A 26,164-nucleotide genomic window follows, 5' to 3' on the forward strand; every position below is an offset into this window, starting at 1 on the left:
AGGCCGACACGTCGACCTCGCCCCGGGAGTGCCCCCTATGACCGTAGAGCAGTTCGCCACCCGTCACATCGGTCCCGGCCCCGACGATGAGCGTCGGATGCTGGAGGTCGTCGGGCACGACTCGATCGACGAGCTGATGGACGCCGCGATCCCCGAGGTGATCCGCTGGCACGGCACCCTCGACCTGCCCGAGGCGGCCACCGAGGCCGAGACGATCGCCGAGCTGCGGGCCCTCGCGGCGCGTAACACCGTTGCCGTCTCCATGATCGGGCTCGGGTACCACGGCACGCACACCCCGGCGGTGATCCGCCGCAACGTCCTCGAAGACCCGGCCTGGTACACGGCGTACACGCCGTACCAGCCGGAGATCAGCCAGGGCCGGTTGGAGGCGCTGCTGAACTTCCAGACCATGGTCACCGACCTGACCGGCCTGGCCACCGCGAACGCCTCCATGCTCGACGAGGGCACCGCGGCGGCGGAGGCGATGACCCTGGCGCGGCGGGCTTCCAAGAGCAAGAGCGGCGTGTACGTCGTCGACGCCGACGCGTTGCCGCAGACCATCGCGGTGATCACCAGCCGGGCCGAGCCGCTCGGCATCGACGTGCGGGTCCTCGACGTGCAGCGCGACGAGTTGCCGGAGGAGTTCTTCGGCCTGCACCTGCAGTATCCGGGGGCGTCCGGGGCGGTACGCGACCACGCCCGCCTCGTGGAGGCCGCGCACGCCGTCGGCGCCCTGGTGACCGTGGCGGCGGACCTGCTGGCGTTGACGCTGCTGCGCGCACCGGGGGAGATCGGCGCGGACATCGCCGCCGGCACCACCCAGCGTTTCGGCGTACCCATGGGCTTCGGTGGGCCGCACGCCGGTTACCTGGCGGTGCGGTCGGGCCTGGAGCGGATGCTGCCCGGGCGCCTGGTCGGGGTGTCGCGCGACGCGGACGGAAACCCGGCCTACCGGCTGGCGTTGCAGACCCGTGAGCAGCACATCCGCCGGGAGAAGGCGACCAGCAACATCTGCACCGCGCAGGTGCTCCTGGCCGTGATGGCCGGCATGTACGCCGTGTACCACGGCCCGGACGGGCTGCGCGCCATCGCGACGCGTACCCATGCGATGGCGGCGCGGCTCGCGGGCGGGTTGCGCGCCGGTGGGGTGGACGTCGCGGACGTCGCGTTCTTCGACACCGTCACCGCGACCGTGCCCGGGAGGGCCGCCGAGGTGGTGGCCGCCGCCGCGGACCGTGGTGTCAACCTGCGGCTGGTCGACGCCGACCGGGTGGGGGTGTCCTGCGACGAGACCACGACCGACGCGCACCTGGCGCAGGTGTGGGCGGCGTTCGGGGTGCCCGCGTTCGACGGCGACGCGGACGCGGCGCTGCCCGTCGACCTGATTCGCGGCAGCGACTTCCTCACCCACCCGGTGTTCCGCAGCCACCACTCGGAGACGGCGATGCTGCGCTACCTGCGGCGGTTGTCAGACTTCGACTACGCCCTGGACCGGGGCATGATCCCGCTCGGGTCGTGCACGATGAAGCTGAACGCGACCACCGAGATGGAGCCGGTCAGCTGGGCGGAGTTCGCGAACATCCACCCGTTCGCCCCGGACACGCAGACCGTCGGGTACCGGGAGATGATCGGTCAGCTGGAGTCGTGGCTGGCCGAGGTGACCGGGTACGACGCGGTCAGCGTGCAGCCCAACGCCGGATCGCAGGGTGAGCTGGCCGGCCTGTTGGCGATCCGCTCGTACCACGCGTCGCGGGGGGAGACGCACCGCGACGTGTGTCTGATCCCCTCGTCGGCGCACGGCACGAACGCGGCGTCGGCGGTGATGGCCGGGATGCGGGTCGTGGTGGTGGCCTGCGACGACGACGGCAACGTCGACCTCGTCGACCTGGACGCGAAGATCGACAAGCACCGCGACGCGCTCGCCGCGATCATGGTGACGTACCCGTCCACGCACGGTGTGTACGAGACGGGCATCGCGTCGCTGTGCGCGAAGGTCCACGACGCGGGCGGGCAGGTGTACGTCGACGGGGCGAACCTCAACGCCCTGGTCGGGTTCGCCAAGCCCGGCAAGTTCGGCGCGGACGTGTCGCACCTGAACCTGCACAAGACGTTCTGCATCCCGCACGGCGGCGGCGGCCCGGGGGTGGGCCCGGTCGCGGTGCGCGCGCACCTGGCGCCGTTCCTGCCCGGCGACCCGCTGGGCGCGCACGTCGACGCGACGCCGGCGATCTCGGCGGCGAAGTATGGGTCGGCGGGGATCCTGCCGATCCCGTGGGCGTACCTGCGGATGATGGGCGCCGAGGGGCTGACCCGGGCCACCGGTGTGGCGGTCCTCGCGGCGAACTACGTGGCGGCGCGGCTGCGGGGGCACTTCCCGGTGCTGTACGCCGGCAACAAGGGCCTGGTGGCCCACGAGTGCATCCTCGACCTGCGGCCGCTGACAAAGGCGACCGGGGTGAGCGTCGACGACGTGGCGAAGCGGCTGATCGACTACGGCTTCCACGCGCCCACGATGTCGTTCCCGGTGGCGGGAACGCTGATGGTGGAGCCGACCGAGAGCGAGGACCTGGCCGAGCTGGACCGGTTCTGCGACGCGATGATCGCGATCCGCGCGGAGATCGAGCAGGTGGGTTCCGGGGCGTGGCCGGCGGGGGACAACCCCCTGGCAAACGCGCCGCACACCGCGGCGATGGTCAGCGGTGACGAGTGGTCGCACGCGTACCCGCGGTCGGTGGGCGCGTACCCGGCCGGGGTGGACCGGGCCGGGAAGTACTGGCCGCCGGTGCGGCGCATCGACGGCGCGTACGGCGACCGGAATCTGGTCTGCTCGTGCCCGTCGCCGGAGGCGTTCGAGGACTGACGACGCCGCGGCCGGTCGAGACTGACGACGGCGCGCCGGGGCGGGCGGTACGGCCTGCCCCGGCAGCCGCTGCGACCTGGGCGGGGACGTCCCTTACCGGGGGACTAGCCTGGGTCGACGGCGGCTAAACGGTGACGCTGAGTGGTCGGTCAGGCCACGAGAGCGTGGCGGGCGGGGCCGCGGTGCGGTGCGATGCTGCTGCCGTCAGGAAGCAGCTCGCCGGTGTCCTCGAAGACGATGACACCGTTGCAGAGCAGGCTCCAGCCCTGCTCACGGAAGCAGGCGAGGACCCGCGCGGCTTCCCGGTCGGTGGCTTCAGCGGAGGGGCAGGTCGGTTGGTGCTGGCACATCGGGTTCTCCGGACTGTGGGGGCACTGTGTCATGGTTCACATGACCAGTGACGCACAGTACCAAGCGAAAGTGTCCAGCATCGAGCAGGTGCCCGCCTGGTGCACGGGAAATCCACTGAACGGATGAGGAAGGTTGGACCGTACGGCGTGGAAACGCTCCCAAAGGTGTGCGCTGCGAGCAGCGGCCCGGCTGCGACCGCCGCGAGCAGCGGCCCGGCTGCGACCGCCGCGAGCAGCGGCCCGGCTGCGACCGTCGATGTACCCGCCGCGCCGGCCGCGTGCCGGGGCGCGCTGACCGAACGCGCCCGCCTGCACTGGTCCCGCGGTGACGGCGGCGACCCCGCGGCCCTCGCCGAGGAGTTCCTCGCCGCGCACGGCCTACCCCTGCACGACCTGACCCGACCCGCCACCGGCCAGCACGGCACCGGGGTCTGCGGCGCGGCGCTGTACCTGTCCGCCGCCGCCGGGGCGCTGCTGGCCGGCGCACCCACCGGGGCGCCCGAGCCCGCACCGGTCCTACCCGACCTCGTCGTCGTGGTCTACCAGCACGGCCCCACCCGGTTCACCCGGCCCGGACCACCGCCACCGTGGTGGCTCGGCGACTGGGCCGAGAGCTGGACCCCCGCCCAGCACGCCGACGCCGTCGACGCGGTCCGCGCCGCCATCGGCCGCGGCGACGTCTACCAGAGCAACCTCGTCGGCCACGCCGCCGCCCCCTACAGCGGCGACCCGCTGCCCGCCCTGAAGCGCCTCGGCGCGCTGCCCGGCGCCCGCTACGGCGGCGTCCTCACCGGCGACGGCTGGGCCATCGGCTGCGCCTCCCCGGAAACCCTCGTCGAGGTCACCGACGGGCAGGTGATCACCCGACCGATCAAGGGCACCCGCCCGGCCACCGCCGCCGGCCGCGCCGAACTGTTCGCCAGCGCCAAGGAACGCGCCGAACACATCATGATCGTCGACCTGGAACGCAACGACCTCGCCCGCATCGCCCGCACCGGCACCGTCACCGTCGACGAACTGTTCGCCGTCCGCCGCTGGTGCGACCTGTGGCAGGCCGAGTCGACAGTGCGCGCCGCCGCCGCCGACGGCCTCGGCCTCGCCGACCTGCTGCGCGCCACCTGCCCCGGCGGCTCCGTCACCGGCGCCCCGAAACTCGCCGCCCTGACCCAGATCAACGCCCTCGAACCCGTCGGACGCGGCGCCAGCATGGGCGCGCTGGGCTGGGTCACCACAGGCCACGTCGACCTGGGCCTGACCATCCGCACCGCCGCCGCCGACGGCCAACGACTGCACACCTGGGCCGGCGGCGGCATCACCTGGGACAGCGACGCACACGCCGAGGTCGCCGAGGCCGCCGCGAAGACCACCCCGATCCGCGCCACCCTGGCCGGGCGCTGACCGCGGCACCACACGGCGATACGCTGAACCCCATGACCATGCGGCCCATCCGGATCATCGGCGACCCTGTCCTGCGCACCGGATGCGAACCGGTCACCACCTTCGACGCCGAGCTACGCGCCCTCGTCACCGACCTGATGGACACCCTGCTCGGCGCCCCCGGCCGCGCCGGCGTCGCCGCACCGCAGATCGGCGTCAGCGCCCAGGTGTTCGTCTACGACGCCGACGGGCACCGCGGCCACCTCATCAACCCCACCCTCGAACTGTCCGACGAACTCCAGGACGACGAGGAGGGCTGCCTGTCCATCCCCGGGCTGTACTTCCCGACCGTGCGGGCCCTGCACGCCACCGCCCACGGCGTCGACCAGCACGGCGAGCCACTCACCATCGCCGGCAGCGGGTTCCTGGCCCGCGCCCTGCAACACGAGACCGACCACCTCGGCGGGCGGCTCTACGTCGACACCCTGCGCGGCGACACCCGCCGCCGCGCCCTGCGCGAAATCCGCGCCGGGCGCTTCGACTCACCCAGCCGACGCGGCTAGCTCACCCACTGGTCGTGGCCCAGCTTCGCGACCAACGCCACCACCACCACCAGCAACACCACCCGCACGAACCCGGAGCCGCGGCGCAACGCCATCCGCGCCCCCAGCACCGCGCCGGCGATGTTGCACACCGCCATGCCCGCGCCCAGCAGCCACCACACGTGCCCGGTCGCCGCGAACACCACCAGCGCGCCCAGGTTCGTCCCCGCGTTGACGACCTTCGCCATCGCCGAGCCGTGCACGAAGTCCGCGCCCACGAGAGCGGTGAACGCCAACACCAGGAACGTGCCGGTGCCCGGGCCGATCAACCCGTCGTACAGGGCGATCCCCACCCCGGCCACCGCGATCACCGCCGCCACCCGCACCGTGGTGCGCTTCGCCGGCACCGCGACCACCCCCATCCGGGGACGCAACAGAACGAAGACCGCCACCGCCACCAGCACCACAAGGACGACCGGCCGGTACGCCGACGCCGGCACCGCCCCGGCCAGCGCCGCGCCCACCCCCGCGCTGAGCACCGCGAGCCCCGCCGCCGGACCCGCCACCCGCCAGTCGACAGTCGTCCTGCGCGCGTACGTCGCCGCCGCCGTGGCCGTGCCGAAGATCGCGGCCAGCTTGTTCGTGCCCAGCGCGGTGGCCACCGGCAACCCCGGGGCTGCCACCAACAACGCCGGCAGCAGCAACAACCCGCCACCACCGACCACGGCATCGACCCACCCGGCCATCGCCGCGGCGGCCAGCAGAGTACTCAGCGTCACGGCGTCCACGGGCGGCAATTCTGCCCACCCGACACGCCGCAACGGGCACCGAGTGGCCAGCCTCACCCGCTCACCGACCCCGCGTACGCCGCAACCACACCCCCAATGCGCCGACCGCCACGAACACCAGCACCGAACACAGCAACACCTTCACCACCCGGCAACCATGCCACGGCCACGTAAGGTGCAGGAGTGCGCCTGGCCACCTTCAACCTGCTGCACGGACGGTCCCTCACCGACGGGCTCGTCGACTCCGACCGACTCGCCGCCGCCATCGGGGCCCTCGACGCGGACGTGCTCGCCCTCCAGGAGGTCGACCGCGACCAACGCCGCAGCGGCAACCTCGACCTCACCGCCATCGCCGCCCGCGCCCTCGGCGCACCACACCACCGCTTCGCCGCGGCAGTCGTCGGCACCCCCGGCGAACAGTTCCGCCCTCTGCGCCACGAAGACGACGGCCACGGGGAGCCCTGCTACGGCATCGGCCTGATCAGCCGACACCCCGTCCGCAGCTGGCAGGTCACCCGACTCAAGCCGGCGCCGGTGCGCTCACCGGTCTACGTGCCCGGCCCCCGCGGCGGTCTCATCCTGCTGCACGACGAACCCCGCGTGATCCTCGCCGCCGTCCTGGACACCCCGCACGGCCCCCTCACCGTCGCCGCGACCCACCTGTCCTTCGTGCCCGGCTGGAACGCCCGCCAACTCCGTCAGACCGTCCGCGCCCTGCGCGCGCTACCGGGGCCCCGCGTCCTGCTCGGCGACCTCAACCTGCCCGCCGGCGCGGCCCGCCTCATCTCCGGCTGGCACCCCCTGGGCCGACTCCCCACCTACCCGTCCGGGCAGCCCCGCGTCCAACTCGACCACATCCTCGCCGACCGACACGCCCTCGCCGCCCTCCCACCGGTCCGCGCGGTCACCGCGCCGTCGTCCACCATCAGCGACCACCGCCCCCTGCTGGTCGACCTCGGCTGAGCACCATCGCCAACCGGCACCGGGCTGTACTCGAAGGCGGGGGAGCGGGCCACCAAGACGCAAGATTCCCTCAAGATCATTGCATCGACGGACTTCGACGATCATGCTGGTCGACACGCCACGATCAACTCGTCGGAGGCCACATGAGACGCCAGCGACAAACCCTCATCGCCGTGTCCACCCTCATCGCCCTCACCCTCACCACCGCAGCCACCCCCGCCAACGCCCAAACCGCCGCACCACCCGGCCAGGTCACCGCCCTCACCGCCCACCAGGCCGACGGATACACCACCCTCGCCTGGCAGCCCGTCGACGGCGCCACCGACTACCAGATCGAACGCACCCCCGTCGACGCCGACAACACCCCCACCGGCGAACCCACCATCGTCGGCATCTGGCGACCCAACCGCCAGATCAACCAACAGGCACCCACCTTCGCCGACGCCGGCTACAACCCCGGCGACACCTTCCAATGGCGTGTACGCGCCCGCACCGGCACCACCGAACAGCGCTACTCCGACCCGGTCACCGCCACCACCACCGCACCCTGGGGCAACCCCACGACCCCCGGCGAGCAACTGCGCACCGGCTGGGAAACCACCCACGCCGCGCAGTACACCAGCGACACCGACGAGTACGCCTACACCGCCGCCATCGACGCCCTCAGCGACCGCGTACGCGTCGTCGAACTCGGCCGCACCGTCCAGAACCGACCCATCAACATGATGGTCATCGGCCACCCCACCCCGCCGGCCACCCCGCAAGCCGTCGCCGCCACCGCACCCGTGGCCATCAACTGCAACGTGCACGGCAACGAACCCGGCGACCGCGAAGCCTGCCTCATCATGGCCCGCCAACTCGCCTTCAGCACCGACCCCCGCATCACCGACCTCCTCAGCCACACCACCGTCCTGATCGTTCCGACCATCAACGGAGACGGCCGCGCCAACAACACCCGCGGCAACTCCACCGGCCAGGACCTCAACCGCGACTACTCCCTGATCCGCCAACCCGAAACCGCCGCGTACATCAAAATGGTCCGCGACTACCGACCCGTCGCCGGCTACGACGGCCACGAGTTCGGCAACTCCCGCGCCGGCGACCTGCCGATGCTGCCCCCACGGCACCAGAACGTCGCCCAACCCATCTTCGACCAGTCCCAGGACATGATCGAAGGCCACATGTACGCCAAGGGCGCCGAAGCCGGCTGGTGGGCCTGCCCCTACGGCTGCGAAGGCGGCGGCAACGTCGGCCTCAGCGAGGAAACCATCCTGCGCAACACCCTCGGGCTCAAGAACGTCACCAACTCCCTGCTCGAACTGCGCAGCTCCGGCGGCCAGACCCGCCCCGACGAGGGCAACACCGCCAACAACCGACGCCGCAAGACCTACTCCGCCCTGTGGACGTTCCACCAGTTCCTCGACTACCACCGCGCCGACCGCGCCGACATCCTGACAGCCCGCAGCGAAGCCATCGAAACCCAGGCCGCCAACACCGGCCGGCTCGTCTTCCGCGGCTCCCGCCCCATCCCCGCCCACCCGGCACCGCACCCCGGCGACAGCCCACCACCACTCGACGCGCCCCCCGCCGACCTGATCCTCGACAACCCGCCCTGCGCCTACAAACTCACCGACGCCCAGTACAACGGCGCCCGCACCGACGGACCCGGTGGCGTCGGCACCACCGTCGCCCAGCGCATCGCCGCCCACGGCTGGAAGGTCATCACCGTCGGCGACGGCCACTACGTCCCCCTCAACCAACCCGAACGGGGCCTCATCCCTCTGCTCCTCGACGGCAAGGGCGTGGAGAAGCTGACCGACGGCGAACGCGTCTATCCCACCCTCACCGGCCGCCGCAACGGACCCCTGACCGTCACCGGCTTCACCTGCGCCGACGACGCCACCATCAACGGCCCGGTCACCGTCCGGGCCGGCGCGGCACTCGTCACGACAGGAACCACCATCAGCGGCCCACTCACCGCCACCGGCGCCGCCGGCGTCCTCCTCGCCGACAGCACCATCAACGGCCCGGTCCGCATCGCCACCACCGACACGATCTCCATCATCGACGCCACCATCGCCGGCCCCGTCGACCTGTCCGGCAACACCACCGCCTCCGACGCACCCGTACTGGCCGGCACCACCATCCGCGGCCCACTCACCTGCACCGGCAACAACCCCACCCCGCACAACCTCGGCATCGCCAACACCGTCCACGGCCTCCGCACCAACCAGTGCGCGGCACTGTGACCGACCACTAGCGAGCCATCACGCCGGCGGCGCGGACCCGACACCCGCGCCGCCGGCACCCCACCAGCAACACCGCACCCGTGGAGGCCGCCGTGTCGCACCCCGCCACCGCACCGCGACACCCCCGACGATCCCGCAGGCCGCACGGCGCTCGACGCGTCCGCCGGACGCTCGGTCTGCTCCTGCCGACCCTGCTGCTGGCCGCCTGCACCGGCAGCCCCGCAGCCCCCCGCGCGGACGCCGCGCCCGCGAGCACCGCACCCCAGCCCACCGGGCCACTCTGCGCCGCCCTGCCCACCGGCACCGACCCCGGCAACCCGAGCTTCCTCGCCGGGCAACCCGTCGAGGCGGCGCTGCGCTGGATCCCCACCCTCACCACGTTCGAAGCGGCACTGCGCACCAGCGGCGTCCTCACCGACCTACCCGCCGGCGACGGAGTCACCCTCCTGGCGCCCTCCGACGACGCCTTCGCCGCCACGTTCTCCGAGGACAACTGGGACGACCTCATGACCCACCACACCGACCAGCTCCGCACCCTGCTGAAAGCCCACCTCATGACCGGAAGCCACCCGATCGCCGACCTCACCACCGCCGGCACCGCCACCACCCTCGACGGCGTCAGCGTCACCGTCACCCGCACCGGGCCCATCGCCCGCCTCGGCGACCGCGCCGACACGGTCTGCGCCGACTACCAGGCCACCAACGCCCGCATCCACATCATCAACGCCGTCCTCGGCCCCCTGCCCGTCACCGCCGACGGCACCGGCCACCGCGCACACTGATCACGCTCACCCCGGCGGCACCAGACCCGCCAGCGCGCGGTTCGTCCGGTTGGCGCGGACCGCGTCACGCTGCTGCCCGGCCGTCACCTCGATGTACGTCTGCGACGACGCCAACGACGCGTGCCCCAACAACCGCATGATCTCCGCCGCGCTCGCACCGTCCTCCGCCAACCGGGTCGCGAACGTGTGCCGCAGCGCGTGCAGCCGCGCACCCCGCGGCACCCGGTCACCGATACCTGCCCGCCGGTAACACGACTCCACGAGATACTGCAGGCCACCACGGCGCAACGGCTCACCACGCCGATCCACCAGAAACGGCGAGTCGGGGCGTACCGACCGCGAACCGAAGCGCCGCACCCGACTGTCCAGGTAGTCCCGCAGCACCCGGTCCAGATCCGCCTCGATCGGCACCACCCGAGGCCGCCCACCCTTACCCGCCACCTCGACCCGCCGCTCACCGGACCGACCGCCGAGCGAGTCGACGCGCAACGCCAGCAACTCCGACAAACGCAGCCCGGCGCAAAGCGCCACCGCCAACACCGCCACGTCCCGCTCCGGCCACGGGTCGCGTTGCCGCCCGTCGTCCCGCGCGGCGGACGCGAGCAGCACCTCGGGAGTGTCCGCGCCGCGCAGCGGCTTCGGCTGGGGGAGTAGCGCCCGAGGCCGCCCAACCGCCGGCATCGGATTGCCCGCCACGAACCCGTCAGCGACCAGGAACGTGAAAAAACTGTTCCAGGTGGACCAGGCCCTGTGCACCGACGCGGGCGCCCGGGGGGCGGCGAACCGGGCGAAAGCCGCGCGCATCACCCGGGGGGAGAGGTCGGTGATCGACAGCGCGTCCAGGGGTAGGGGAGGGGCCTCCGCCACCAGAGCCGCGATCGTGCACAGATCCCTGCGGTACGCGGCCAGGGTGTGCGGGGAGGGCTTGCGGGTGGCCCGCGCGGTCAGGAACTCCTCGATCAGCGCCGCGAGCGATTCGTCCCGTTTGTCATGCATAAGGGATATTATGCATGATTTTCGCGTTACCGGGAAGCGGGTGCACGAGGGGGAGAGCGGCCTCATTCCGGACCGCCGCGAGCACGGCCGGAGCTGATGAAGAAGCACGTATCGTGCGCGACATGACGTCGGTCGCCGCCATCTGTCCCACCTGTGGTCGACCCGGCACGCCCATCGTGTACCGGGACGTCGACGGTCCGACAGATCTGGTCTGCCGCGAGGGGCACCGTTGGCGGGCCGCTGGCCGAGCCGGGTGGGCTCCATATGCGTCACCCGCCGCCGTCGACCGGGACCCGCAGGACGCAACGACACCGATGGAGCCCGTGGACCTCAGCAAGGACGGGCGGACCTGGCGGATCGGCACCGCCGGCGACGTCGACTGGCTCGCCGGACGGACCACGCAGGGTCTGTCGGTCACCACGGCGATCCCACCGGTGTTCGAGGCGTACGGCACCTTTCACCCGCCCGCCGGGGTCGGTCTCGACGCCCACGAACAAGCGGTGATCAACGAGCTGGTGGCGTGCACGCCGGACCAGCCCTGGTGGCTGGGCTTCCTCGACACCGGCGCCCACGACGTCGTCTTCCCGCACGCACCGAGGGTGTCCCTCTACTGGGACTGGCCCTACGTGCTGGTCCAGGCAGGGCCGGAACAGGCCCTCAGCTGGAGGGTCGGGCACATGCGCGGCGACGGGGCGCTGCCCGACCTGTTCTTTCCGGCGGATCGTTCCTGGCTCGTCTCCGCCCTGTGGGACGACACCTGGACCGACATCGGCGCCAGCGGTGCGGTGCTCGCGGCCCTGCGACGTAACCCGCTGGTCAACGCGCGCCTCGTCGGCCCGGACGAGGACGCGTGCCCGCCCGGCCTGACACGCGACTGACCCCCGTCGGTGAAGGGCGAGGGGACCCTCCGAAAGCCTCTACTTTACATAATGTGCATTATCGAATCAGCTTTACATCGTTCCGAACCGATGCGGCCTTGCCCCATGGCAACTGGGGCAAGGCCCTAACATTGCCCCGGTGATCGAGGACTTCGTGGAGCGGCTTCTGCACGACATGGCCATCCTCGACCCTTGCACAGCGGTGGTCGACGCTGGCGAACAGGACGTCGACGGGCTTACCGACTACGGCCCCGAAGGCCACCAGGCCCGCGCGGACCGGGCCGCCCTCGCCCTGCGCGAGATCGAGGCACTGCCGGCAGGGACCCCGCTGCACGCCCACCTCGTCGAACGGCTGCACACGCGTGTCGCCTTCCACGACGCCGGGGAGGATCTGCGCGAACTGCACGTGGCGGCCACCGGTCCCCTTCAGCTCATCCGCCAAGCCGTCGAAGCCGCGGTTCCCGGCCGCGACACCGAGAACGCGGCCTTCGAGGAGGGCTGGGCTCGTGTCGGCGCACGCATGGCCGCGATCCCTGCGGCCCTTGACGGGTACGCCCGCAGCCTCCTACTCGCCGCGCAGCGCGGCGATGTGCCGGCGCGCCGTCAGGTGGAGCTCGTCGCGCAGCGCTGCCGTGCCTGGACTGACGACGATGCTGCCCTGGTGGATCGCTACGGCGAGGGGCGTCAGCGGGCGTCGTTGCAAGCCGCGGCAGCGGGCTCGCGAGCGGCGTACCAGAAGCTCGCCGAGAGGCTGACCGTCGACCTGGCGCCGAGGGCAGTTGAGGAGGAGGCGTTCGGTCAGCAGCGGTATGCGCTCTGGGTGCGTACCTTCCTCGCGGCCCAACCTGACCTGCGCGAGCTGTACGAGTGGGGTTGGGAGGAGTTCAGAGCGACAGAGGCAGAGCTTCTCGCTGAGGCGGAGGCCCTGGGCGGGAGCGTGCCGGAGGTGCTCGCCCGGCTCAACAGTCCCGACGCACCTGGCACGCTGCACAGTAGGGAGGCGTTCGCTGCGTGGCTGCAGGACCTGTTGGAGTCGACCACCGAGAGGTTGGACGGTGTCTACTTCGACATCCCCGCCCCGCTTAGGCGCATCGAGTCGCGGTTGGCCACGTCGTCCGGCATCGCGTACACAGGGCCGTCACGGGACCTGGCGCGGCCGGGTCGGGTCTGGTGGTCGGTCCCGGAGGGCGCAGCGACATTCCCTACCTGGTACGCCTACAGCACCGCCTTTCACGAGGGGGTTCCCGGCCATCACCTCCACCTCGGCGCGGAAGCCTGCCGGGGCGGCCTCGGGCAGCGGTTGAACCTGCTCGGCGGCCTCTCCGGGAGTCAGGAGGGTTGGGCGCTGTATGCGGAGCGGTTCATGGACGAGCTCGGGTTGTATGAGCAGCCAGGTGCCCGACTGGGGTACCTGTACATGCAGCTCCTGCGCGCCGCGCGGGTCGTGCTCGACATCGGCCTGCACCTGCGGCTGGCGATGCCCTTCGGCGATGGAGCCGTGTGGACGGCGGACGCGGCGCTGAAGCTGTTGCGGGATCGCTGCCATCAGGGGGCCTACGCGTCCGCTGAGCTTGCGCGTTACCTGGGTCGGCCTGGGCAGGCGTTGGCCTACAAGGTGGGTGAGCGCGTGTGGCTGGCCGGCCGTTCGTCCTTTCCTGGCGACCGGCGCGCGTTCCATAGTCAGGCGCTGGAGTTGGGTTCGATGGGTTTGGATCAGTTGACGGTGGCCCTTCGGGGTGACCGAGCACCACTTGCGGCTCGCGGTGAAACACGTCAGGGACCGCGTAGATAGCTGGACAAGGTCCGCTCCCCCGGCTCGGGCTGTCAGATGTGCGATCGGCGCAGCCAGTCCTGGGTGAGCGAGCGCAGCAGAGCGGGTTGTTCGTACGGCAGGTAGTGCCCGGCGGCGTCGATCACGGTGTAGGTGCCGCGCGGATAGTGGCGCATGGCGTGGAACTGGTCGGCGTACCCGACGATGTGGTCCTGCCGGCCGGTGATCACGCTGACCGGGCTGTCGAAGGCGATGTCGGTGTTCTCGTCGGGTAGCGCGTAGTCGGGGCCGCTCTGCAACTCCTGGTGGAATGTCGGGTCACCGGGGCCGCCGGAGTGCAGTGCGGTGAGCACCGTCGCGACGACCCCTGGGGTGCGGTGACCCAGTGCGGCGTCCAGATGTGGGTGCAGTTCGGTGGGGGCGGCGTCGAGCCAGCCCGGGGGTGCTTCGAGTGGTGGGGCGTCGGGCAGGTTGCGGCTGTGGCGGGCGATGGTGACACCGGGGCAGACGAGGAGCAGGCCGCGGACGAGGTCGGGTCGTTGGCGGGCGATGCCGGCGGCCAGGTACGCGCCGTAGGAGCCGCCGGCGAGCAGGGCTGGCGTGTCGAGGTGGTGGTCGAGCCAGGCGCAGACGGTGTCCAGCACTGCCTGGGAGGTGGGTGGGCAGTGTGCGGGGGTGTCTCCGTGGCCGGGTAGGTCCAGGTAGATCTCTCGTAGGCCGGTGCCGGCGAGGGCAGGGTGGAAGGCGGCGGCCGTGGCGGCGCGGCTCATGCTGAACATGGGGAGGCACACCACCGCTGGTCCGGTCTCCGCCGTGTGGTCGAACGCCAGGTTCATCGGGAGTCCTCGTTGGGGTTGTCGGTGGTGGGGTTCAGGTTCAACGTCTCATGCCGGGCGGGCCGTGGGTGAAACTGGTCTGCGTCTTCGGCGGGTGGTGTCTACAGTGGTGCGCTCCGGCCACTGCCCGTTCGCCGCGAACGGCGGGGCCGCACATCACCACGGGGGAACACCTTGACGAGTAAGTCTGTCCGTATTGTGGTTGGCCTGGTCGCGACCGTCGGCCTCGTTGTGGGCTGTCAGCCTGCCGAGAAGGAGAATGCTGGGGCCGCCGCCCCGCCGTCGCCGACCGTGGCGCCGAGCCCGGCCGTCGACGTGGCGGCGAACAGCAAGCAGGTCTGCGACGCCAGTCTCGTTTTTGTGAAGAAGCACTACGTCGCGATGGCTGACGATGCGATCGCCGCGATCGACAAGCCGGTCAGCGCCAAGGAGGCGGGCGCGAAGGTTCGCGGCCACTACACGGCGCTGTTGCAGGACCTCAAGACGGCGGCGCCGACCGCTGCCGATCCGCAGGTGCGCACCGCGTTGGAGACCCTGGCCGCCGGGGTGGAGAAGCACCTGGCCGGTCCGAAGGCCACTGAGATCGAGGCGCCGGATCTCGACCCGCCGCTGAAGGCGTTGGACACCGTCTGCGGTCGCTGAGCGTCGTGGGCACCGGCCGGGTCGGCCGGTGCCCACGAACCGGGTGCGCCGGGGGTACGGGTCAGGTCCAGGGCACCTGTGGGGACGGGTAGAAGTCGACCTGTTGCAGTCGCCAGCGGGGTGCCTGCTCCCCCAGTCTGGTGCGGAATGATTCCCAGTCGTGGCTGGTGGTGGTTGACCAGCCGAGTTCGGCGATCGCTGGTAGGCGGGGGAAGGCCATGTGTTCGATGTCGTCGAGGGTGCGCAGCGTCTCGGACCACAGTGGGGCCTCGACGCCGAGGATGGCGTTCTCGCCGATGCCGGTGACCCGGGTGGCGGGGTCCCAGCCGTACGCGTCGGACACCTCGATCAGGCCGGCCCAGCGTAGGCCGAGGCGGGTGTTGGCGTCGTACTTCATGTCGAGGTAGGCCTTGTTCGCCGGTGACATGACGACTTTGGTGCCGCGGGCGGCGGCCGCGACGAGGCTGGCGTTTGTGGTGCCGGTGCCCCAGAACTGGGCGACGTCGTCGGTGGAGGTGTCGGCCTGGGTGATTTCGTTCCAGCCGTAGGCGCGTTTGCCGTACTTCGTGACCAGGGGCAGGACCCGGTTCATGAAGGTGCGGTAGTCCTCGTCGGTGGTGGCGTGGGCTTCGTCGCCGCCGATGTGCAGGAATGGTCCGGGGGTGATGGCCGCGATTTCGCGGATGACGTCTTCGACGAAGCGGTAGGTGAGGTCGTCGTTGATGCAGAGGGAGCTGTAGCCGACGGCGATGTCGGTGCGCGGGGGCGGTGCGACGCCGTCGCAGTTGAGTTCGGGGTAGGTCGACTGGGCGGCGTTGGTGTGCCCGGGCATGTCGATCTCGGGGATGATCGTGATGTGTCGTGCGGCGGCGTAGGCGACGACGGCTGTGTAGTCGGCCTTGGTGAGGTATCCGGGGCCGACACCGTCGACTCCGGTGCCGGGTCCGCCGCCGACGGTGGTGAGGCGGGGCCAGGAGTCGATCTGGATGCGCCAGCCCTGGTCGTCGGTCAGGTGCAGGTGCAGGTAGTTGATTTTGTACTGGCTGAGCAGGTCGACGTAGGCGGTGATGTCGTCGACGGTGTGGAAGTGGCGTGCGAGGTCGAGCATCGCGCCGCGGTAGGCGAAGCGTGGGTAGTCGATGATTCGTCCGCCGGGGATTGTCCAGGTGGTCCGCTGCCGGTCGGGTGCCTCGATCTGGGCGGGGAGCAGTTGGCGCAGGGTCTGGGTGCCGGCGAACAGCCCGGCGGGGGTGTTGGCGCGGATCGTGACGCTGCGGCGGGTGACGTCGAGTTGGTAGCCCTGCTGGCCGATGCGGTCGTCGGCGCCGCCGATGAGCAGGGCGATCTCGGGTAGCGGGGTGGAGCGTACGGGCAGGACGGGCAGGGCGTGGCCGGTGGCGGGGCGCAGTGTGGTGGCGAGTTGCTGGCCGACGTGCCAGGCGGCGGCTGAGCCGGGGGTGGTGCGGATGACGGTCAGGGGGGTGATGCGGAATGTGTTGTGCGCGTCGGGGTGGGTTTCGACAGGTGCGGGGATGACGTCGCTGAGGTGTCGGGCTGGTGCGGTGGGTGTCGCGGCGGCGGGCGTTGCGGGCAGGGTGACGGGTAGCGCGAGTGCGGCTATGGCCAGCAGCCGTGTGGTGGTGTGTCGGCGACGCACGGTACCTCCAGGCCTCGTCATGATCGACGGTTGTCGATTAGAGGGGCAGGTTACCGACGTTTCGCCTGCACTGTAAACCTTCCTTAACATAGGGGCGCGTCGAGACAGTGCTGTCGCCGACCTCACGTACGCCGCACGCTGGGGAATTCCGGGAGTGGTCGTGCCGTTGTCCGTTCGGAAGATCAGGTTCGGATGATCGATTGGGAAGTGCCATGCACATGCGCTCAGACGCGGTAGTGCTGTTCGGCGTCACGGGAGACCTCGTCTCGAAGAAGCTGTTTCCGGCGCTGTACGAGTTGACCCGGCGCGACCGTCTCGACGTCCCGGTGATCGGTGTGGCCCGCTCCCCCTGGGACGATCAGCAGTTGGTCACCATGGCCCGCAAGTCGGTCACCGAGGCCCAGGACGAGATCGACGACGAGACCTTCGATCGACTGGCGGACAACCTCTCGATGATCTCCGGAGACTACGCGGACCCGGCGACGTACCAGCGGCTGGCGCAGCGGCTGCGCGACGCCGAGCGGCCGGTCTTCTACCTGGCGATTCCTCCGGCGGTGTTCGGCTCCGTCGTCGAGGGCCTGGCGGCCGTGGGTCTGGCCGACCGGGGTCGGGTGATCGTGGAGAAGCCGTTCGGGCGTGACCTGGAGTCGTCCCGCGAGCTGGATCGCACCCTGGGCGCGGCCTTCGCGTCGGAGCGGGTGTTCCGCATCGACCACTACCTCGGCAAGGAAGCCGTCGAGGGTCTCTACGCCTTCCGGTTCGCCAACCGGCTGTTCGAGCCGCTGTGGAACAACGAGCACATCGACAACATCCAGGTGACGCTCGCCGAGGCCTTCGGCACCCAGGGCCGGGCCGGCTTCTACGACACCGTGGGCGCGACCCGGGACGTGCTGCAGAACCACATCCTGCAGGTCGTGGCGCTCATCGCGATGGAGGCGCCGGCCAGCGAGGACACCACGGCGTTCCGGGAGGCGGAGGCCGCGGTGCTGCGGCAGATCGCGCCCCTGTCGCCGGACTCCACCGTACGGGGGCAGTACGCGGGCTACCGCGACGAGCCGGGCGTGGCGGCGGATTCGAACACGGAGACGTTCGTGGCGACCCGGTTGACGGTCGACTCCCCCCGCTGGGCGGGTGTGCCGTTCTACCTGCGTGCTGGCAAGTCCCTGGCGGGGACGGCGACGGAGGTCGTGGTCGAGTTCAAGCAGCCGCAGCGCTCGCTGATCCCGGCCGAGCGGGGTCAGGCCACCGCCGCGAACCTGCTGCGGTTCCGGCTCGGGCGCGGCGACGGCATCACCATGTCGATCCAGGCGAAGAGCCCGGGTGCCGAGGTGGCGAGCCGTCCGGTGGACCTGTCCGTCGACTTCGGGGCGGCTCTCGGTCGCCGGCAGGAGGCGTACGAGCGGCTGCTCGACGACGCGATGGACGGGCAGCACCTGCGCTTCGCGCGTGCCGAGACGATCGAGCAGGAGTGGCGCATCGTCGAGCCGATCCTGGATCTGCCGACGGCGGTGCGGTCGTACGAGAAGGGCAGCTGGGGTCCGGCGGACGCCGACGCGCTGGCCGGCGGCTGGCACCTTCCGGACCTGCGCTAGTCGCGGCCGGAGCTGACGAAGGCGGCGTGACCGACTTGTCGCGGTGCCTCGACTGTGGGCAAGCCGAGTCGGTCACGGGTGCGGCGCGCGGTCGCTGACTGACCGCTCAGCTCAGCGGAACGACCGTCCGGCGACGGTGAGGTTTGCCGCTTACGCGGGGTGTGGGCACGTTGGGGGCGACGTTTCTCGTCCTCGTCGGAGAGGAAGCAGCTCATGCTTTCCGCACTCGATCGTCGGCACACCGTCGCGCCGCCCGGCTACAGCCGGTGGCTCATCCCCCCGGCGGCGTTGGCCATCCACCTCTGCATCGGTCAGGTCTACGCGACCAGCGTCTACAAGAACTCGCTGATCGCCCACTTCGACACCAGCCAGACGGCGATCGGGGTGATCTTCAGCATCGCGATCGTGATGCTCGGGTTGTCCGCGGCGGTCGCCGGGACCTGGGTGGAGGCGAACGGGCCGCGCAAGGCCATGTTCGTCTCGGCCTGCTTCTGGGCGGCGGGGTTCCTGGTGGGCTCGCTGGGCATCGCCACGAAGCAGCTGTGGCTGCTGTATCTGGGCTACGGGCTGCTCGGCGGCATCGGGCTGGGCATCGGCTACATCTCCCCCGTCTCCACACTGATCAAGTGGTTCCCGGACCGGCCAGGGCTGGCCACCGGATTGGCGATCATGGGGTTCGGTGGTGGGGCGATGGTCGCCTCTCCCCTGTCGCGGCAACTGTTGTCGTTCTACGACGCCGGCTACGACCCGTCCAACGCGGGGTCGACGGCGTCGGGCAGCGCCCTGGTGTGGCTGTTCGTGACGCTCGGCCTGGGCTACTTCGTGATCATGATGTTCGGGGTGGCGAACGTGCGGGTGCCGGCGCCGGACTGGCGGCCGGCCGGCTTCGACCCCGCCAGCGTGGCGGCGAAGCCGCTGGTCACCACGGCGAACGTATCGGCGGCGAACGCGGTGAAGACCCGCTCGTTCTGGCTGCTGTGGGTGGTGCTGTTCTGCAACGTGACCGCCGGCATCGGCATCCTGGAACAGGCCAGCCCGATGATCCAGGACTTCTTCCGCGACAACGGCACCTCCGCGGTGACCGTCGCGGCGGCCGGCGGGTTCGTGGGTCTGCTGTCGCTGTTCAACATGGCCGGGCGGTTCGCGTGGTCGTCCACCTCGGACATCATCGGCCGCAAACCGATCTACCTGGTGTACCTGGGTGTCGGCATGGTGCTCTACGCGCTACTGGCGCTCGTCGGGCAGACCTCGACGGCCCTGTTCGTCCTGTTGGCCTGCGTGATCCTGTCGTTCTACGGCGGTGGCTTCGCGACCGTGCCGGCGTACCTGCGGGACCTGTTCGGCACCTTCCAGGTCGGGGCGATCCACGGTCGGCTGCTGACCGCGTGGTCGGCGGCGGGGATCGCCGGTCCGCTGATCGTCAACGGGTTCCTCGACGCGCAGGGCGAGCCGGGCTCGCTGACCGCCGCCGCGTACCGTCCGGCGCTGTTCACGATGGTGGGCGTGCTGGCCGTGGGTTTCGTGGCGAACCTGCTGGTGCGGCCGGTGCCGCAGCGCTACCACGAACCAGCGGCGGAACAGCACCCGCAACAGAACGTGGACGAGGACACGACGCCGCAGAGGAGTGGTACGCGATGAGTGAGGACAGCCGTTCCGGGCAGCAGGCCCGGTTGTGGATCTCCTGGTTGGTGGTGGCGGCGCTACTCGGCTACGGGATCGCCCAGACCGTCATCACGGCGGCGAAGCTGTTCACCCACTGAGGCGCCGTGCGGGGTGCCGTCGCACGGCACCCCGCGGCACCGTCAAAGACCGCCGGAGACGCGCAGCACGGTCCCGGTGGCGTACGAGGCGTCCGGGCCGAGCAACCAGGCGATCGCGGCGGCGATCTCGTCGGGTTCGCCCGCGCGGCCCAGCGGGATGCGACCGACGGCGGAGTCGGCGCGGTCGGGCACCCCGGAGTCGGCGTGGATGTCGGTGCGCACGATGCCGGGGGCCACGGCGTTGACCCGGATGCCCTTCGGGGCGAGTTCCTTGGCCAGACCGACGGTGAGGGTGTCGGTGGCGGCCTTCACCGCGGCGTAGTGCACGTACTCCCCCGGGCTGCCGAGGGTCGCGGCCGCCGACGAGACGTTGACGATCGCCCCACCGTCGGTGAGCCGGTGGGCGGCCTGCTGGGCGCAGAGGACGTAACCGACGAGGTTGACGTCGACGACCCGGCGCAGGTCCTCGACGCGCAGCTCGGTGAACGGTCCGATCAGGCTGGTGACGCCGGCGTTGTTGACCAGGCCGGTGAGCGGGCCGAGCTGCGCTGCGGCGTCGAACAGGGCGTGCACCTGCTCGGGGGCGGTGGTGTCGGCGCGTACCGCGATCGCCTGTGCGCCGGCGGCCCGCAGGTCGGCCAGGACGGCGGTGGCGGCGGCCTCGTCGCGGCGGTAGCACAGGGCCACGTGGTGACCGGCGGCGGCGAGCCGACGGGCGGTGGCCGCGCCGATGCCCCGGCTGCCGCCGGTGATGACGGTGACGGGTGCCACGGTGCCTCCCGGGGAGTCTGACGGCTGCGCGATGCTCGTGCCGACGCTACCGTGACCAGCGCGGATCGGTCCTCGAGAGGAGGGTCACACGCGGCGGGCGTCGGGACCCGACAGCGGGGTGTCCCTGCTGGCCGGACGACGCCAGGCCGACGAGGTGGCGGCGCTCGGGGTGTGATCGCTTACGCTCACCGCGCGTTCGATCAGACGATGGAGGTGCGCGGTGGCGGGTGTGGGTGTCGGCGACGTGGTGCAGGATTTCGAGCTGCCGGACGAGACGGGTACGCCGCGGCGGCTGTCGGAGTTCCTGGCGGCCGGACCGGTGGTGCTGTTCTTCTACCCGGCGGCGATGACCCGGGGGTGCACGGCGGAGAGCTGCCACTTCCGCGACCTCGCGGCGGAGTTCACGGCACTGGGAGCGACGCGGGTGGGCATCAGCCGCGACCCGGTGGCGAAGCAGGCCGAGTTCTCGAAGCTGCACGGCTTCGACTATCCGCTGCTGTCGGACGCCGACGGCGCGGTGGCGCAGCAGTTCGGGGTCAAGCGGCGGGTGCCGTTGGGGCCGTTGAGCATGAAGCGCATGACGTTCGTCATCGGCACCGACCAGCGGATCATCGAGGTGATCCACAGCGAGGTCAGCATGAACGAGCACGCGGACCGCGCACTGCGGGCGCTGGGCGGCTGAGCGGGCGTGAGCCCCGTGCGGCGGGTGTCGCAGTCGGCTGGTATCAAGACAGCAATCAAACAGGTGTACGGAAGAGGGTTGTGATGGATGCCGGCCAGGGTTTGTCCACTAGCGAGGTGCAGAGCATCCGGGAGTCGTTGGCGGCCGGGCGTAAACCGCGGGTGGTGTTCACCGCGTCGGCGGGGCAGATCGCCGGTCAGGTCGGTCAGGTGATCGAGCTGACCGACCCGGAGGTGTCCGACGAGTTCGTGGTGGTGCGCTTCGGTCGCGACGAGTTGCCGTTCTCCCCCGCCGACCTGGCAGTGGCGCCCAAGGGCGTCACTCGTCGGGTGGTGGAGCCGAAGCCGGAGCCCGAGCCCGAGCCGCCGACGGTGGCCGCGCCGGAGTTCGTGTTGGACACGCCGCGGGTGCCCGCGCAGCGACAGGAGGAGCCGAAGGTGGAGCAGACGGAGAAGCCGCCGGCGCGGCGGGCGGTCAAGGCCGTCAAGCCGAAGAGCCCCGCGGGCCTCACCGTGACCTTGGCGTACGCCGACGGCGAGTGGACAGTCGCCGCGCAGCAGGGCAGCAAGGCCCTCGCGAAGCCGTACGTGGTGAAGCCGGCGGAGGCGTTGAAGATGGTGGCCCTCGTCGACGTGCCCGGGGTGCAGGAGGCGGTGGAGCAGATCCTCGGCACCGAGCGGGCCGAAGCGGAGCAGCAGGCCGAGAAGCTGCGCGCCGAGCTGGCTGAGATCGAGGCCCGGCTGGCTGAGCTGCGCGAGGCCCGCTGAGGGCTGTCAGTGCCGGCTGTGGTGGCGCAGCAGTCGGGTGAGCAGTCGCGTCAGCTGCTCGCGCTCGGTGGTGGACAGCGGTGCGAGCAGGTCGACCTGGACGCGCTCGAGGGTCGCGCCCAGCCGGCGGGCCTCGTCGGCGCCGGCGTCGGTGGCGCTGATGACGTTGCGGCGGCGATCGGCCGGGTCGGGGGCACGCACCACGAGCCCTCGGCCGGCCAGGTCGTTGATGGCGGCCACCACGTCGCTGCGGTCGATGCCGCAGCGACGGCCGAGGTCGGCCTGACTCGCGGGCCCGTCCTCGGCCAGGGTGGCGAGCAGCCGGTAGTGGTAGCCGCGCAGGTCGTGCGCGGCGAAGCCCTCGCTGAGCAGGCGGGCGGCGTGACCGGCGGTCTGGTTGAGCAGCCAGCTCGGCGAGGTGCTGAGCCCGGCGGGTGACTGCGGGGCCACGTTGTCCACACGGCGCAGCCTACCAGGAATCGTTGGCGCAACCAACGATCGGGTGTTACGTTGGCGCAACCAACGTTGGCCGAGCCAACGTATCGAAGGAGGCGTCATGTCCACCGTCCCCACCCTCAACGGCCAGGTCATCGGCCAGGCCCACTACGCCACCCGGGCCCTGCTCGAACGGGCCATCAGCACACTCGGCGTCACGTTCAACCAGGTGGTCGCGCTGCACGTCCTCGCCCAGGGCCCGATCGAACCCGCAGACCTCACGCACCGGGTCACCAGCACGCTCAAGATCGACGATTCGGCCGTGCGCCAGGTGGTCGACCACCTCGTCGACGCCGGCCTCGCGCAGGTCGACGGCCCGGCCGGCGGCGACGAGACACGGCTGGCGCTCACCGACACCGGTCGCACCACGCAACGCGGCGTCGTCGCCGTCGTCGCCGACCTCAGCGCCCGGCTGTACGCGGGAATCCCCACCGACGAGGCCAGCACGGCAGCGCGGGTGCTCACCATCGTCACCCAACACGCGAACGCCGAGCTGGCGGCGACCCCGGCCTGACCGGACGCCGCCGCCGGGCGGCCGGCATCCAGGACACGGAGCCTGGAGCCGGCCGCCCGGGCCACCTACCGCGCCGGGCGCTGCCCGAGCTCCGACACCACGGCCCGTTGCAGCACCGCTGTCGTGCCCAGCACCGTCCCGGCCGGCCCGTCGACGGTGTCCGCCACGAGATAGCTGCGCTCACCGAGGTAGTCGAAGCTCTGCTCATCGAAGATCCACTCGTCGCGGCGGCTCCGCTCGGTATGCGCGACGGCGATCCCCCGCCGCCCGGCCGCGTCGGTGACCCCCCGCACCACCTCGACGCCGGGGATCTTCGCCGCGGCCCGGTAGAGCGCGGCGCTCGTGACCGGCGGCACCAACGACTCACGCAGGATGTCGCCGATCGCGGTGAACGCCGCGCCGTCGCGGCTGTTGCCCCGGCCCCGCTGCTGACGTTCCCGGTACAGCTTCGCCAGCAGGGCGTCCGGGTCCTCGGGCAGGTCGACCAGCGCCGCGTTCGGCGTCACGTCCGTGAGCGTCTCGCGCTGCGGGATCACACCGACGATGGGAGCGTGGAAGAACGGCTGCTGCACCAGGCCGTCACCCCGCTCGTGCAGGGGGATCCAGATCTCCCGCTCGTGCACCGGTCGCAGTCGGGCCGGGCCGTCACCGAGCTCGGCGAAGGCTCCCCGACTCCTGATGTAGACGTACCGGCCCTCGCCGGGCGGCGGCCCCGGCCTGCCGGTGGCCACCGCGGCCATCCGGTTGAGCAGCAGTGACGCCCCGACGCGTTCCCCCTGCTCGACCGGGACGATCAGTGGCGCGCTGTCCGACGACCACGGCTGGGCGACCATCCCGGCCGCGACCACGACGGTCAGCACGCCCGCCACCGGCACGAGCACCCGCATCCGTCGTGGCCGCCGCGACGGCCGCCGGACCTCGGTCAGCAGATGATGCCGCAGTGCCTGTCGGCGCATCGCCGGCAGGGCCGGCACGGGCGGAGCGGTGGGCTCTCTCATCGGTACTCTCCCTGCTCGACGGGGGTCATCCGGGCGCCGGTCAGCTCCTGCTGCGCCAGCGCCCGCAGCCGGGTTCGGGCCCGCGACAGTCGGGAGCGCACGGTCCCGACGGGTACGCCCAGCGCCTCGGCCGCCGCCGCGTAGTCCAGTTGCGACCACACGCAGAGCAGGAACACCTCCCGGTCGGCGCGGCGCAACGCCCGCAGTCCCGCCAGGGCGGCGGCCACCTGGTCGGCGTCGTGCATCCGGTCGACCACCGCGTCGGCGAAGTCGGGGACGGTGTCGCGTACCGGCAGCCGCCGCAACGCCTCCCGGTGCCGGCGCGCCGCCCGCCGGCGGTTGCGCAGGACGTTTGTCGCGATCCCGAGCAGCCACGGCCGCAGACCGTCCCCGTCCGGGCGCAGGGATCCGCGGATCCGCCACGCTTCGAGGAAGGTCAGCGACACCACGTCCTCGGCGTGCGCCGCATCGCTTCCGCTCCACAGCGCATGTCGATGAACCGCCTCGGCGTGCTCGTCGAAGAGCTCACCCAACGCGTCGGAGTCTCCGGCCCGGATCCGGGCCCGCATCTCGGCTGTCACACCTGTATCTGTCCGCTGCCGCCGCCGAGTTCCCACTTCGGAGGCGGAAACCATCGGCCCGCCGGTCAGAAGTAGTCGAGCAACTGCGCGGGCCCGCCGCAGGCCAGGAGGTCGAGCGCGCCCGGGTCGACACCCGGGCCGTGGTGCAGCAGCCCGGCCTGCGCGACCGAGCGGGCCTGCGCGGCACCGGCGTAGAGCAGAGCGAAACCGCGCACGTCCAACCGCAGGTCGGCCTCGCCGCCGACCCGGGTCAGCTCGGCGTCGCCGTCGGCGACGGTCAGCCTCCAGGTACCGGTGTTCCACTCGGCGAGCGGGTCGGTGAGGGCGAAGTCGACGACGCCCCGGGCGTGGGCGGGCCACCCCCGCGCGCTCACCGAGCGGGCGACGTCGACCGGTCGGTGCATCCACAGGTCCCGCTCGTGGTCGCGGGCCGACTCCAACGGCAGGACGGTGCTGACCGCGTCGCCGTCGAGCGGGCACAGTCGCAGCGTCGGCGCGACGCTGGCCCAACTGCCGAGCACCCCGACGATCTCCCGGGCGGCCTCGGGCGTGACAGCGAGGGCCTCGTCGACGGTGAGCACCGAATCCGCTCCGTAGCCCCGGCCCCGCTGCCAGGTGGCGTAACCGACCAGCTCGCCGTCGGCCTCGACGAGGGTGACCCCGTCACCGGGCAGACCGCGGTCGGCGGCGTCGAACAGCTCACCCCGGCGGGTCAGCATGCCGTTGCGGTGCCGGGTGACCCGCTCGTACAGGGCGTCGACGGCCGGCAGGTCGGCGGGCGTACCGGCTCGGACGGTGAGGTGCGACGCGGGCCGGTGGCGGGGCAACGCGGCGGTGGCCAGGTCGACGGTGCGCAGCACCCCCGCGGCCTCCCACCCGCAGGCCCGGTACGGGGCGGCGACGGTCGGATAGAGCGCGCTGACCGCCGCCTGACGGTCGCGGGCGCCGCGTAGCAGCGCGCTGAGCAGGGCTCGCGCCACGCCGTGACCACGGGCCTCGGGGGCGACGGCCACCCCGGCCACGTCCGCGGCCGGCACCGCCCGCCCGGACCACCACTGGTCGTGGTGCAGGTCGATGGCCTTGCCGACGAGCCGACCGGAGTCGTCGAACGCGCCGTAACGGGTCAGGCCGGGCACCGGCGCGGGCGCGGGCGCCGGGCGCTGCGGGTCAGAGCCGAACGCGAAGCGGCCCAGCTCCCAGGCGGCGTCGAGGTCGTCGGCGGTGAGTTCGCGTACGTGCACAGTGGCGGGCATCGGCACACCGTAAACGAGCCCACCCCCACCAACCGCCCGATTTTCCCGACGCCCCCGCGC

At 71.6% G+C, this 26,164-nt stretch carries 25 protein-coding genes; 15 read left to right on the plus strand and 10 right to left on the minus strand.

Translation table 11 applies throughout. The annotated features are described in order from the left end of the window. Positions 1-37: 37 nt before the first annotated feature. The gene (gene gcvP / locus AB0B68_RS08610) at positions 38-2,860 is read left to right on the plus strand and encodes an aminomethyl-transferring glycine dehydrogenase (RefSeq protein ID WP_357258657.1); all 2,823 of its coding nucleotides are present in this window, start codon (positions 38-40) and stop codon (positions 2,858-2,860) included. A gap of 149 nt (positions 2,861-3,009) precedes the next feature. On the opposite strand, the gene AB0B68_RS08615 is transcribed toward gcvP, so the two are convergent. Then, positions 3,010-3,210 carry a DUF5999 family protein gene (locus AB0B68_RS08615; RefSeq protein WP_007460326.1) on the minus strand — a complete coding sequence of 67 codons (201 nt, stop codon included), beginning with the start codon at positions 3,208-3,210 and terminating at the stop codon, positions 3,010-3,012. A gap of 123 nt (positions 3,211-3,333) precedes the next feature. Here AB0B68_RS08615 and AB0B68_RS08620 point away from each other — a divergent pair, with 123 nt between their 5' ends. Next, positions 3,334-4,608, plus strand: coding sequence for a chorismate-binding protein (locus AB0B68_RS08620; RefSeq protein ID WP_357258660.1), 1,275 nt, complete (start codon positions 3,334-3,336; stop codon positions 4,606-4,608). 32 nt (positions 4,609-4,640) lie between these two features. Next, entirely contained in the window at positions 4,641-5,150 is a 510-nt protein-coding gene (gene def, locus AB0B68_RS08625) for a peptide deformylase (RefSeq protein WP_210783845.1), read from the plus strand. Here def and AB0B68_RS08630 read toward each other — a convergent pair. Further along, positions 5,147-5,917 (minus strand): TSUP family transporter, encoded by a 771-nt coding sequence (locus tag AB0B68_RS08630; RefSeq protein WP_357205605.1) that lies wholly within the window; start codon positions 5,915-5,917, stop codon positions 5,147-5,149. The genes def and AB0B68_RS08630 overlap by 4 nt on opposite strands. Before the next feature lie 183 nt (positions 5,918-6,100). Between AB0B68_RS08630 and AB0B68_RS08635 the strand changes: the two genes are divergently transcribed. The 3 genes from AB0B68_RS08635 to AB0B68_RS08645 all read left to right on the plus strand — a co-directional run bounded on the left by AB0B68_RS08635 (position 6,101) and on the right by AB0B68_RS08645 (position 9,911). Further along, on the plus strand, positions 6,101-6,880 hold the full coding sequence (locus AB0B68_RS08635; protein WP_357258663.1) for an endonuclease/exonuclease/phosphatase family protein: 780 nt from the start codon (positions 6,101-6,103) through the stop codon (positions 6,878-6,880). 143 nt (positions 6,881-7,023) lie between these two features. After that, complete coding sequence (locus AB0B68_RS08640; protein ID WP_357258666.1) at positions 7,024-9,129, plus strand: M14 family zinc carboxypeptidase; 2,106 nt, start codon at positions 7,024-7,026, stop codon at positions 9,127-9,129. A gap of 92 nt (positions 9,130-9,221) precedes the next feature. Then, complete coding sequence (locus tag AB0B68_RS08645; RefSeq protein ID WP_357258669.1) at positions 9,222-9,911, plus strand: fasciclin domain-containing protein; 690 nt, start codon at positions 9,222-9,224, stop codon at positions 9,909-9,911. A 6-nt stretch (positions 9,912-9,917) separates the two neighbouring features. Here the strand turns inward: AB0B68_RS08645 and AB0B68_RS08650 are convergent, their stop codons facing one another. Further along, complete coding sequence (locus tag AB0B68_RS08650; RefSeq protein ID WP_357205617.1) at positions 9,918-10,907, minus strand: tyrosine-type recombinase/integrase; 990 nt, start codon at positions 10,905-10,907, stop codon at positions 9,918-9,920. Positions 10,908-11,221: 314 nt separating this feature from the next. Between AB0B68_RS08650 and AB0B68_RS08655 the strand changes: the two genes are divergently transcribed. Both AB0B68_RS08655 and AB0B68_RS08660 read left to right on the plus strand, forming a co-directional pair. Next, on the plus strand, positions 11,222-11,785 hold the full coding sequence (locus AB0B68_RS08655; RefSeq protein WP_357258672.1) for a hypothetical protein: 564 nt from the start codon (positions 11,222-11,224) through the stop codon (positions 11,783-11,785). A gap of 139 nt (positions 11,786-11,924) precedes the next feature. Beyond that, positions 11,925-13,577 carry a DUF885 domain-containing protein gene (locus AB0B68_RS08660; protein WP_357258675.1) on the plus strand — a complete coding sequence of 551 codons (1,653 nt, stop codon included), beginning with the start codon at positions 11,925-11,927 and terminating at the stop codon, positions 13,575-13,577. A gap of 32 nt (positions 13,578-13,609) precedes the next feature. Here the strand turns inward: AB0B68_RS08660 and AB0B68_RS08665 are convergent, their stop codons facing one another. Further along, the gene (locus AB0B68_RS08665) at positions 13,610-14,392 is read right to left on the minus strand and encodes an alpha/beta hydrolase (RefSeq protein WP_357205626.1); all 783 of its coding nucleotides are present in this window, start codon (positions 14,390-14,392) and stop codon (positions 13,610-13,612) included. Between the two features lie 291 nt (positions 14,393-14,683). Between AB0B68_RS08665 and AB0B68_RS08670 the strand changes: the two genes are divergently transcribed. Then, a complete protein-coding gene (locus tag AB0B68_RS08670) occupies positions 14,684-15,034 on the plus strand; it encodes a hypothetical protein (RefSeq protein ID WP_357258678.1) in 351 nt (116 codons plus the stop codon). A gap of 61 nt (positions 15,035-15,095) precedes the next feature. Here the strand turns inward: AB0B68_RS08670 and AB0B68_RS08675 are convergent, their stop codons facing one another. Further along, entirely contained in the window at positions 15,096-16,691 is a 1,596-nt protein-coding gene (locus tag AB0B68_RS08675; RefSeq protein WP_357258681.1) for a beta-N-acetylhexosaminidase, read from the minus strand. A gap of 212 nt (positions 16,692-16,903) precedes the next feature. Here AB0B68_RS08675 and zwf point away from each other — a divergent pair, with 212 nt between their 5' ends. The 3 genes from zwf (at position 16,904) to AB0B68_RS08690 (ending at position 20,043) form a co-directional block, all read left to right on the plus strand. Beyond that, complete coding sequence (gene zwf / locus AB0B68_RS08680; RefSeq protein WP_357258684.1) at positions 16,904-18,283, plus strand: glucose-6-phosphate dehydrogenase; 1,380 nt, start codon at positions 16,904-16,906, stop codon at positions 18,281-18,283. 213 nt (positions 18,284-18,496) lie between these two features. After that, positions 18,497-19,921, plus strand: a complete 1,425-nt coding sequence (locus tag AB0B68_RS08685) for an OFA family MFS transporter (RefSeq protein WP_357258687.1) — start codon at positions 18,497-18,499, stop codon at positions 19,919-19,921. Then, entirely contained in the window at positions 19,918-20,043 is a 126-nt protein-coding gene (locus tag AB0B68_RS08690) for a hypothetical protein (RefSeq protein WP_357207405.1), read from the plus strand. Before AB0B68_RS08685 ends, AB0B68_RS08690 begins: the two co-directional genes overlap by 4 nt. A gap of 42 nt (positions 20,044-20,085) precedes the next feature. Here AB0B68_RS08690 and AB0B68_RS08695 read toward each other — a convergent pair whose 3' ends face one another. Further along, positions 20,086-20,814, minus strand: a complete 729-nt coding sequence (locus tag AB0B68_RS08695) for an SDR family oxidoreductase (RefSeq protein WP_357207408.1) — start codon at positions 20,812-20,814, stop codon at positions 20,086-20,088. Between the two features lie 220 nt (positions 20,815-21,034). Here AB0B68_RS08695 and AB0B68_RS08700 point away from each other — a divergent pair, with 220 nt between their 5' ends. Both AB0B68_RS08700 and AB0B68_RS08705 read left to right on the plus strand, forming a co-directional pair. Next, positions 21,035-21,496: a peroxiredoxin gene (locus AB0B68_RS08700; protein WP_355007530.1), complete on the plus strand. Its 462-nt coding sequence runs from the start codon at positions 21,035-21,037 to the stop codon at positions 21,494-21,496. Between the two features lie 83 nt (positions 21,497-21,579). Continuing rightward, positions 21,580-22,263, plus strand: a complete 684-nt coding sequence (locus tag AB0B68_RS08705) for a hypothetical protein (protein ID WP_357258690.1) — start codon at positions 21,580-21,582, stop codon at positions 22,261-22,263. A 6-nt stretch (positions 22,264-22,269) separates the two neighbouring features. Here the strand turns inward: AB0B68_RS08705 and AB0B68_RS08710 are convergent, their stop codons facing one another. Then, on the minus strand, positions 22,270-22,722 hold the full coding sequence (locus AB0B68_RS08710) for a MarR family transcriptional regulator (RefSeq protein WP_357207412.1): 453 nt from the start codon (positions 22,720-22,722) through the stop codon (positions 22,270-22,272). A 97-nt stretch (positions 22,723-22,819) separates the two neighbouring features. On the opposite strand from AB0B68_RS08710, the gene AB0B68_RS08715 reads away from it, so the two are divergent. Then, the gene (locus AB0B68_RS08715; RefSeq protein WP_357258693.1) at positions 22,820-23,272 is read left to right on the plus strand and encodes a hypothetical protein; all 453 of its coding nucleotides are present in this window, start codon (positions 22,820-22,822) and stop codon (positions 23,270-23,272) included. 65 nt (positions 23,273-23,337) lie between these two features. Here the strand turns inward: AB0B68_RS08715 and AB0B68_RS08720 are convergent, their stop codons facing one another. The 3 genes from AB0B68_RS08720 to AB0B68_RS08730 form a co-directional block, all read right to left on the minus strand. Beyond that, positions 23,338-24,270 (minus strand): CU044_5270 family protein, encoded by a 933-nt coding sequence (locus AB0B68_RS08720; RefSeq protein ID WP_357258696.1) that lies wholly within the window; start codon positions 24,268-24,270, stop codon positions 23,338-23,340. Continuing rightward, the gene (locus AB0B68_RS08725; protein WP_357207953.1) at positions 24,267-24,851 is read right to left on the minus strand and encodes an RNA polymerase sigma factor; all 585 of its coding nucleotides are present in this window, start codon (positions 24,849-24,851) and stop codon (positions 24,267-24,269) included. The genes AB0B68_RS08720 and AB0B68_RS08725 overlap by 4 nt, the downstream gene beginning before the upstream one ends. A gap of 65 nt (positions 24,852-24,916) precedes the next feature. Then, a complete protein-coding gene (locus tag AB0B68_RS08730; RefSeq protein WP_357258699.1) occupies positions 24,917-26,104 on the minus strand; it encodes a GNAT family N-acetyltransferase in 1,188 nt (395 codons plus the stop codon). Positions 26,105-26,164 lie beyond the last annotated feature (60 nt).

Source organism: Micromonospora sp. NPDC049049 (genome assembly GCF_040649115.1).
Classification (GTDB): Bacteria; Actinomycetota; Actinomycetes; order Mycobacteriales; family Micromonosporaceae; genus Micromonospora.

Coding starts and splice junctions, on each gene's coding strand:
- gcvP (WP_357258657.1), top strand. CDS start 38: ATGACCGTAGAGCAGTTCGCCACCCGTCACATCGGTCCCGGCCCCGAC.
- AB0B68_RS08615 (WP_007460326.1), bottom strand. CDS start 3,210: ATGTGCCAGCACCAACCGACCTGCCCCTCCGCTGAAGCCACCGACCGG.
- AB0B68_RS08620 (WP_357258660.1), top strand. CDS start 3,334: ATGAGGAAGGTTGGACCGTACGGCGTGGAAACGCTCCCAAAGGTGTGC.
- def (WP_210783845.1), top strand. CDS start 4,641: ATGACCATGCGGCCCATCCGGATCATCGGCGACCCTGTCCTGCGCACC.
- AB0B68_RS08640 (WP_357258666.1), top strand. CDS start 7,024: ATGAGACGCCAGCGACAAACCCTCATCGCCGTGTCCACCCTCATCGCC.
- AB0B68_RS08650 (WP_357205617.1), bottom strand. CDS start 10,907: ATGCATGACAAACGGGACGAATCGCTCGCGGCGCTGATCGAGGAGTTC.
- AB0B68_RS08655 (WP_357258672.1), top strand. CDS start 11,222: ATGGAGCCCGTGGACCTCAGCAAGGACGGGCGGACCTGGCGGATCGGC.
- AB0B68_RS08665 (WP_357205626.1), bottom strand. CDS start 14,392: ATGAACCTGGCGTTCGACCACACGGCGGAGACCGGACCAGCGGTGGTG.
- zwf (WP_357258684.1), top strand. CDS start 16,904: ATGCACATGCGCTCAGACGCGGTAGTGCTGTTCGGCGTCACGGGAGAC.
- AB0B68_RS08685 (WP_357258687.1), top strand. CDS start 18,497: ATGCTTTCCGCACTCGATCGTCGGCACACCGTCGCGCCGCCCGGCTAC.
- AB0B68_RS08690 (WP_357207405.1), top strand. CDS start 19,918: ATGAGTGAGGACAGCCGTTCCGGGCAGCAGGCCCGGTTGTGGATCTCC.
- AB0B68_RS08705 (WP_357258690.1), top strand. CDS start 21,580: ATGGATGCCGGCCAGGGTTTGTCCACTAGCGAGGTGCAGAGCATCCGG.
- AB0B68_RS08715 (WP_357258693.1), top strand. CDS start 22,820: ATGTCCACCGTCCCCACCCTCAACGGCCAGGTCATCGGCCAGGCCCAC.
- AB0B68_RS08720 (WP_357258696.1), bottom strand. CDS start 24,270: ATGAGAGAGCCCACCGCTCCGCCCGTGCCGGCCCTGCCGGCGATGCGC.
- AB0B68_RS08730 (WP_357258699.1), bottom strand. CDS start 26,104: ATGCCCGCCACTGTGCACGTACGCGAACTCACCGCCGACGACCTCGAC.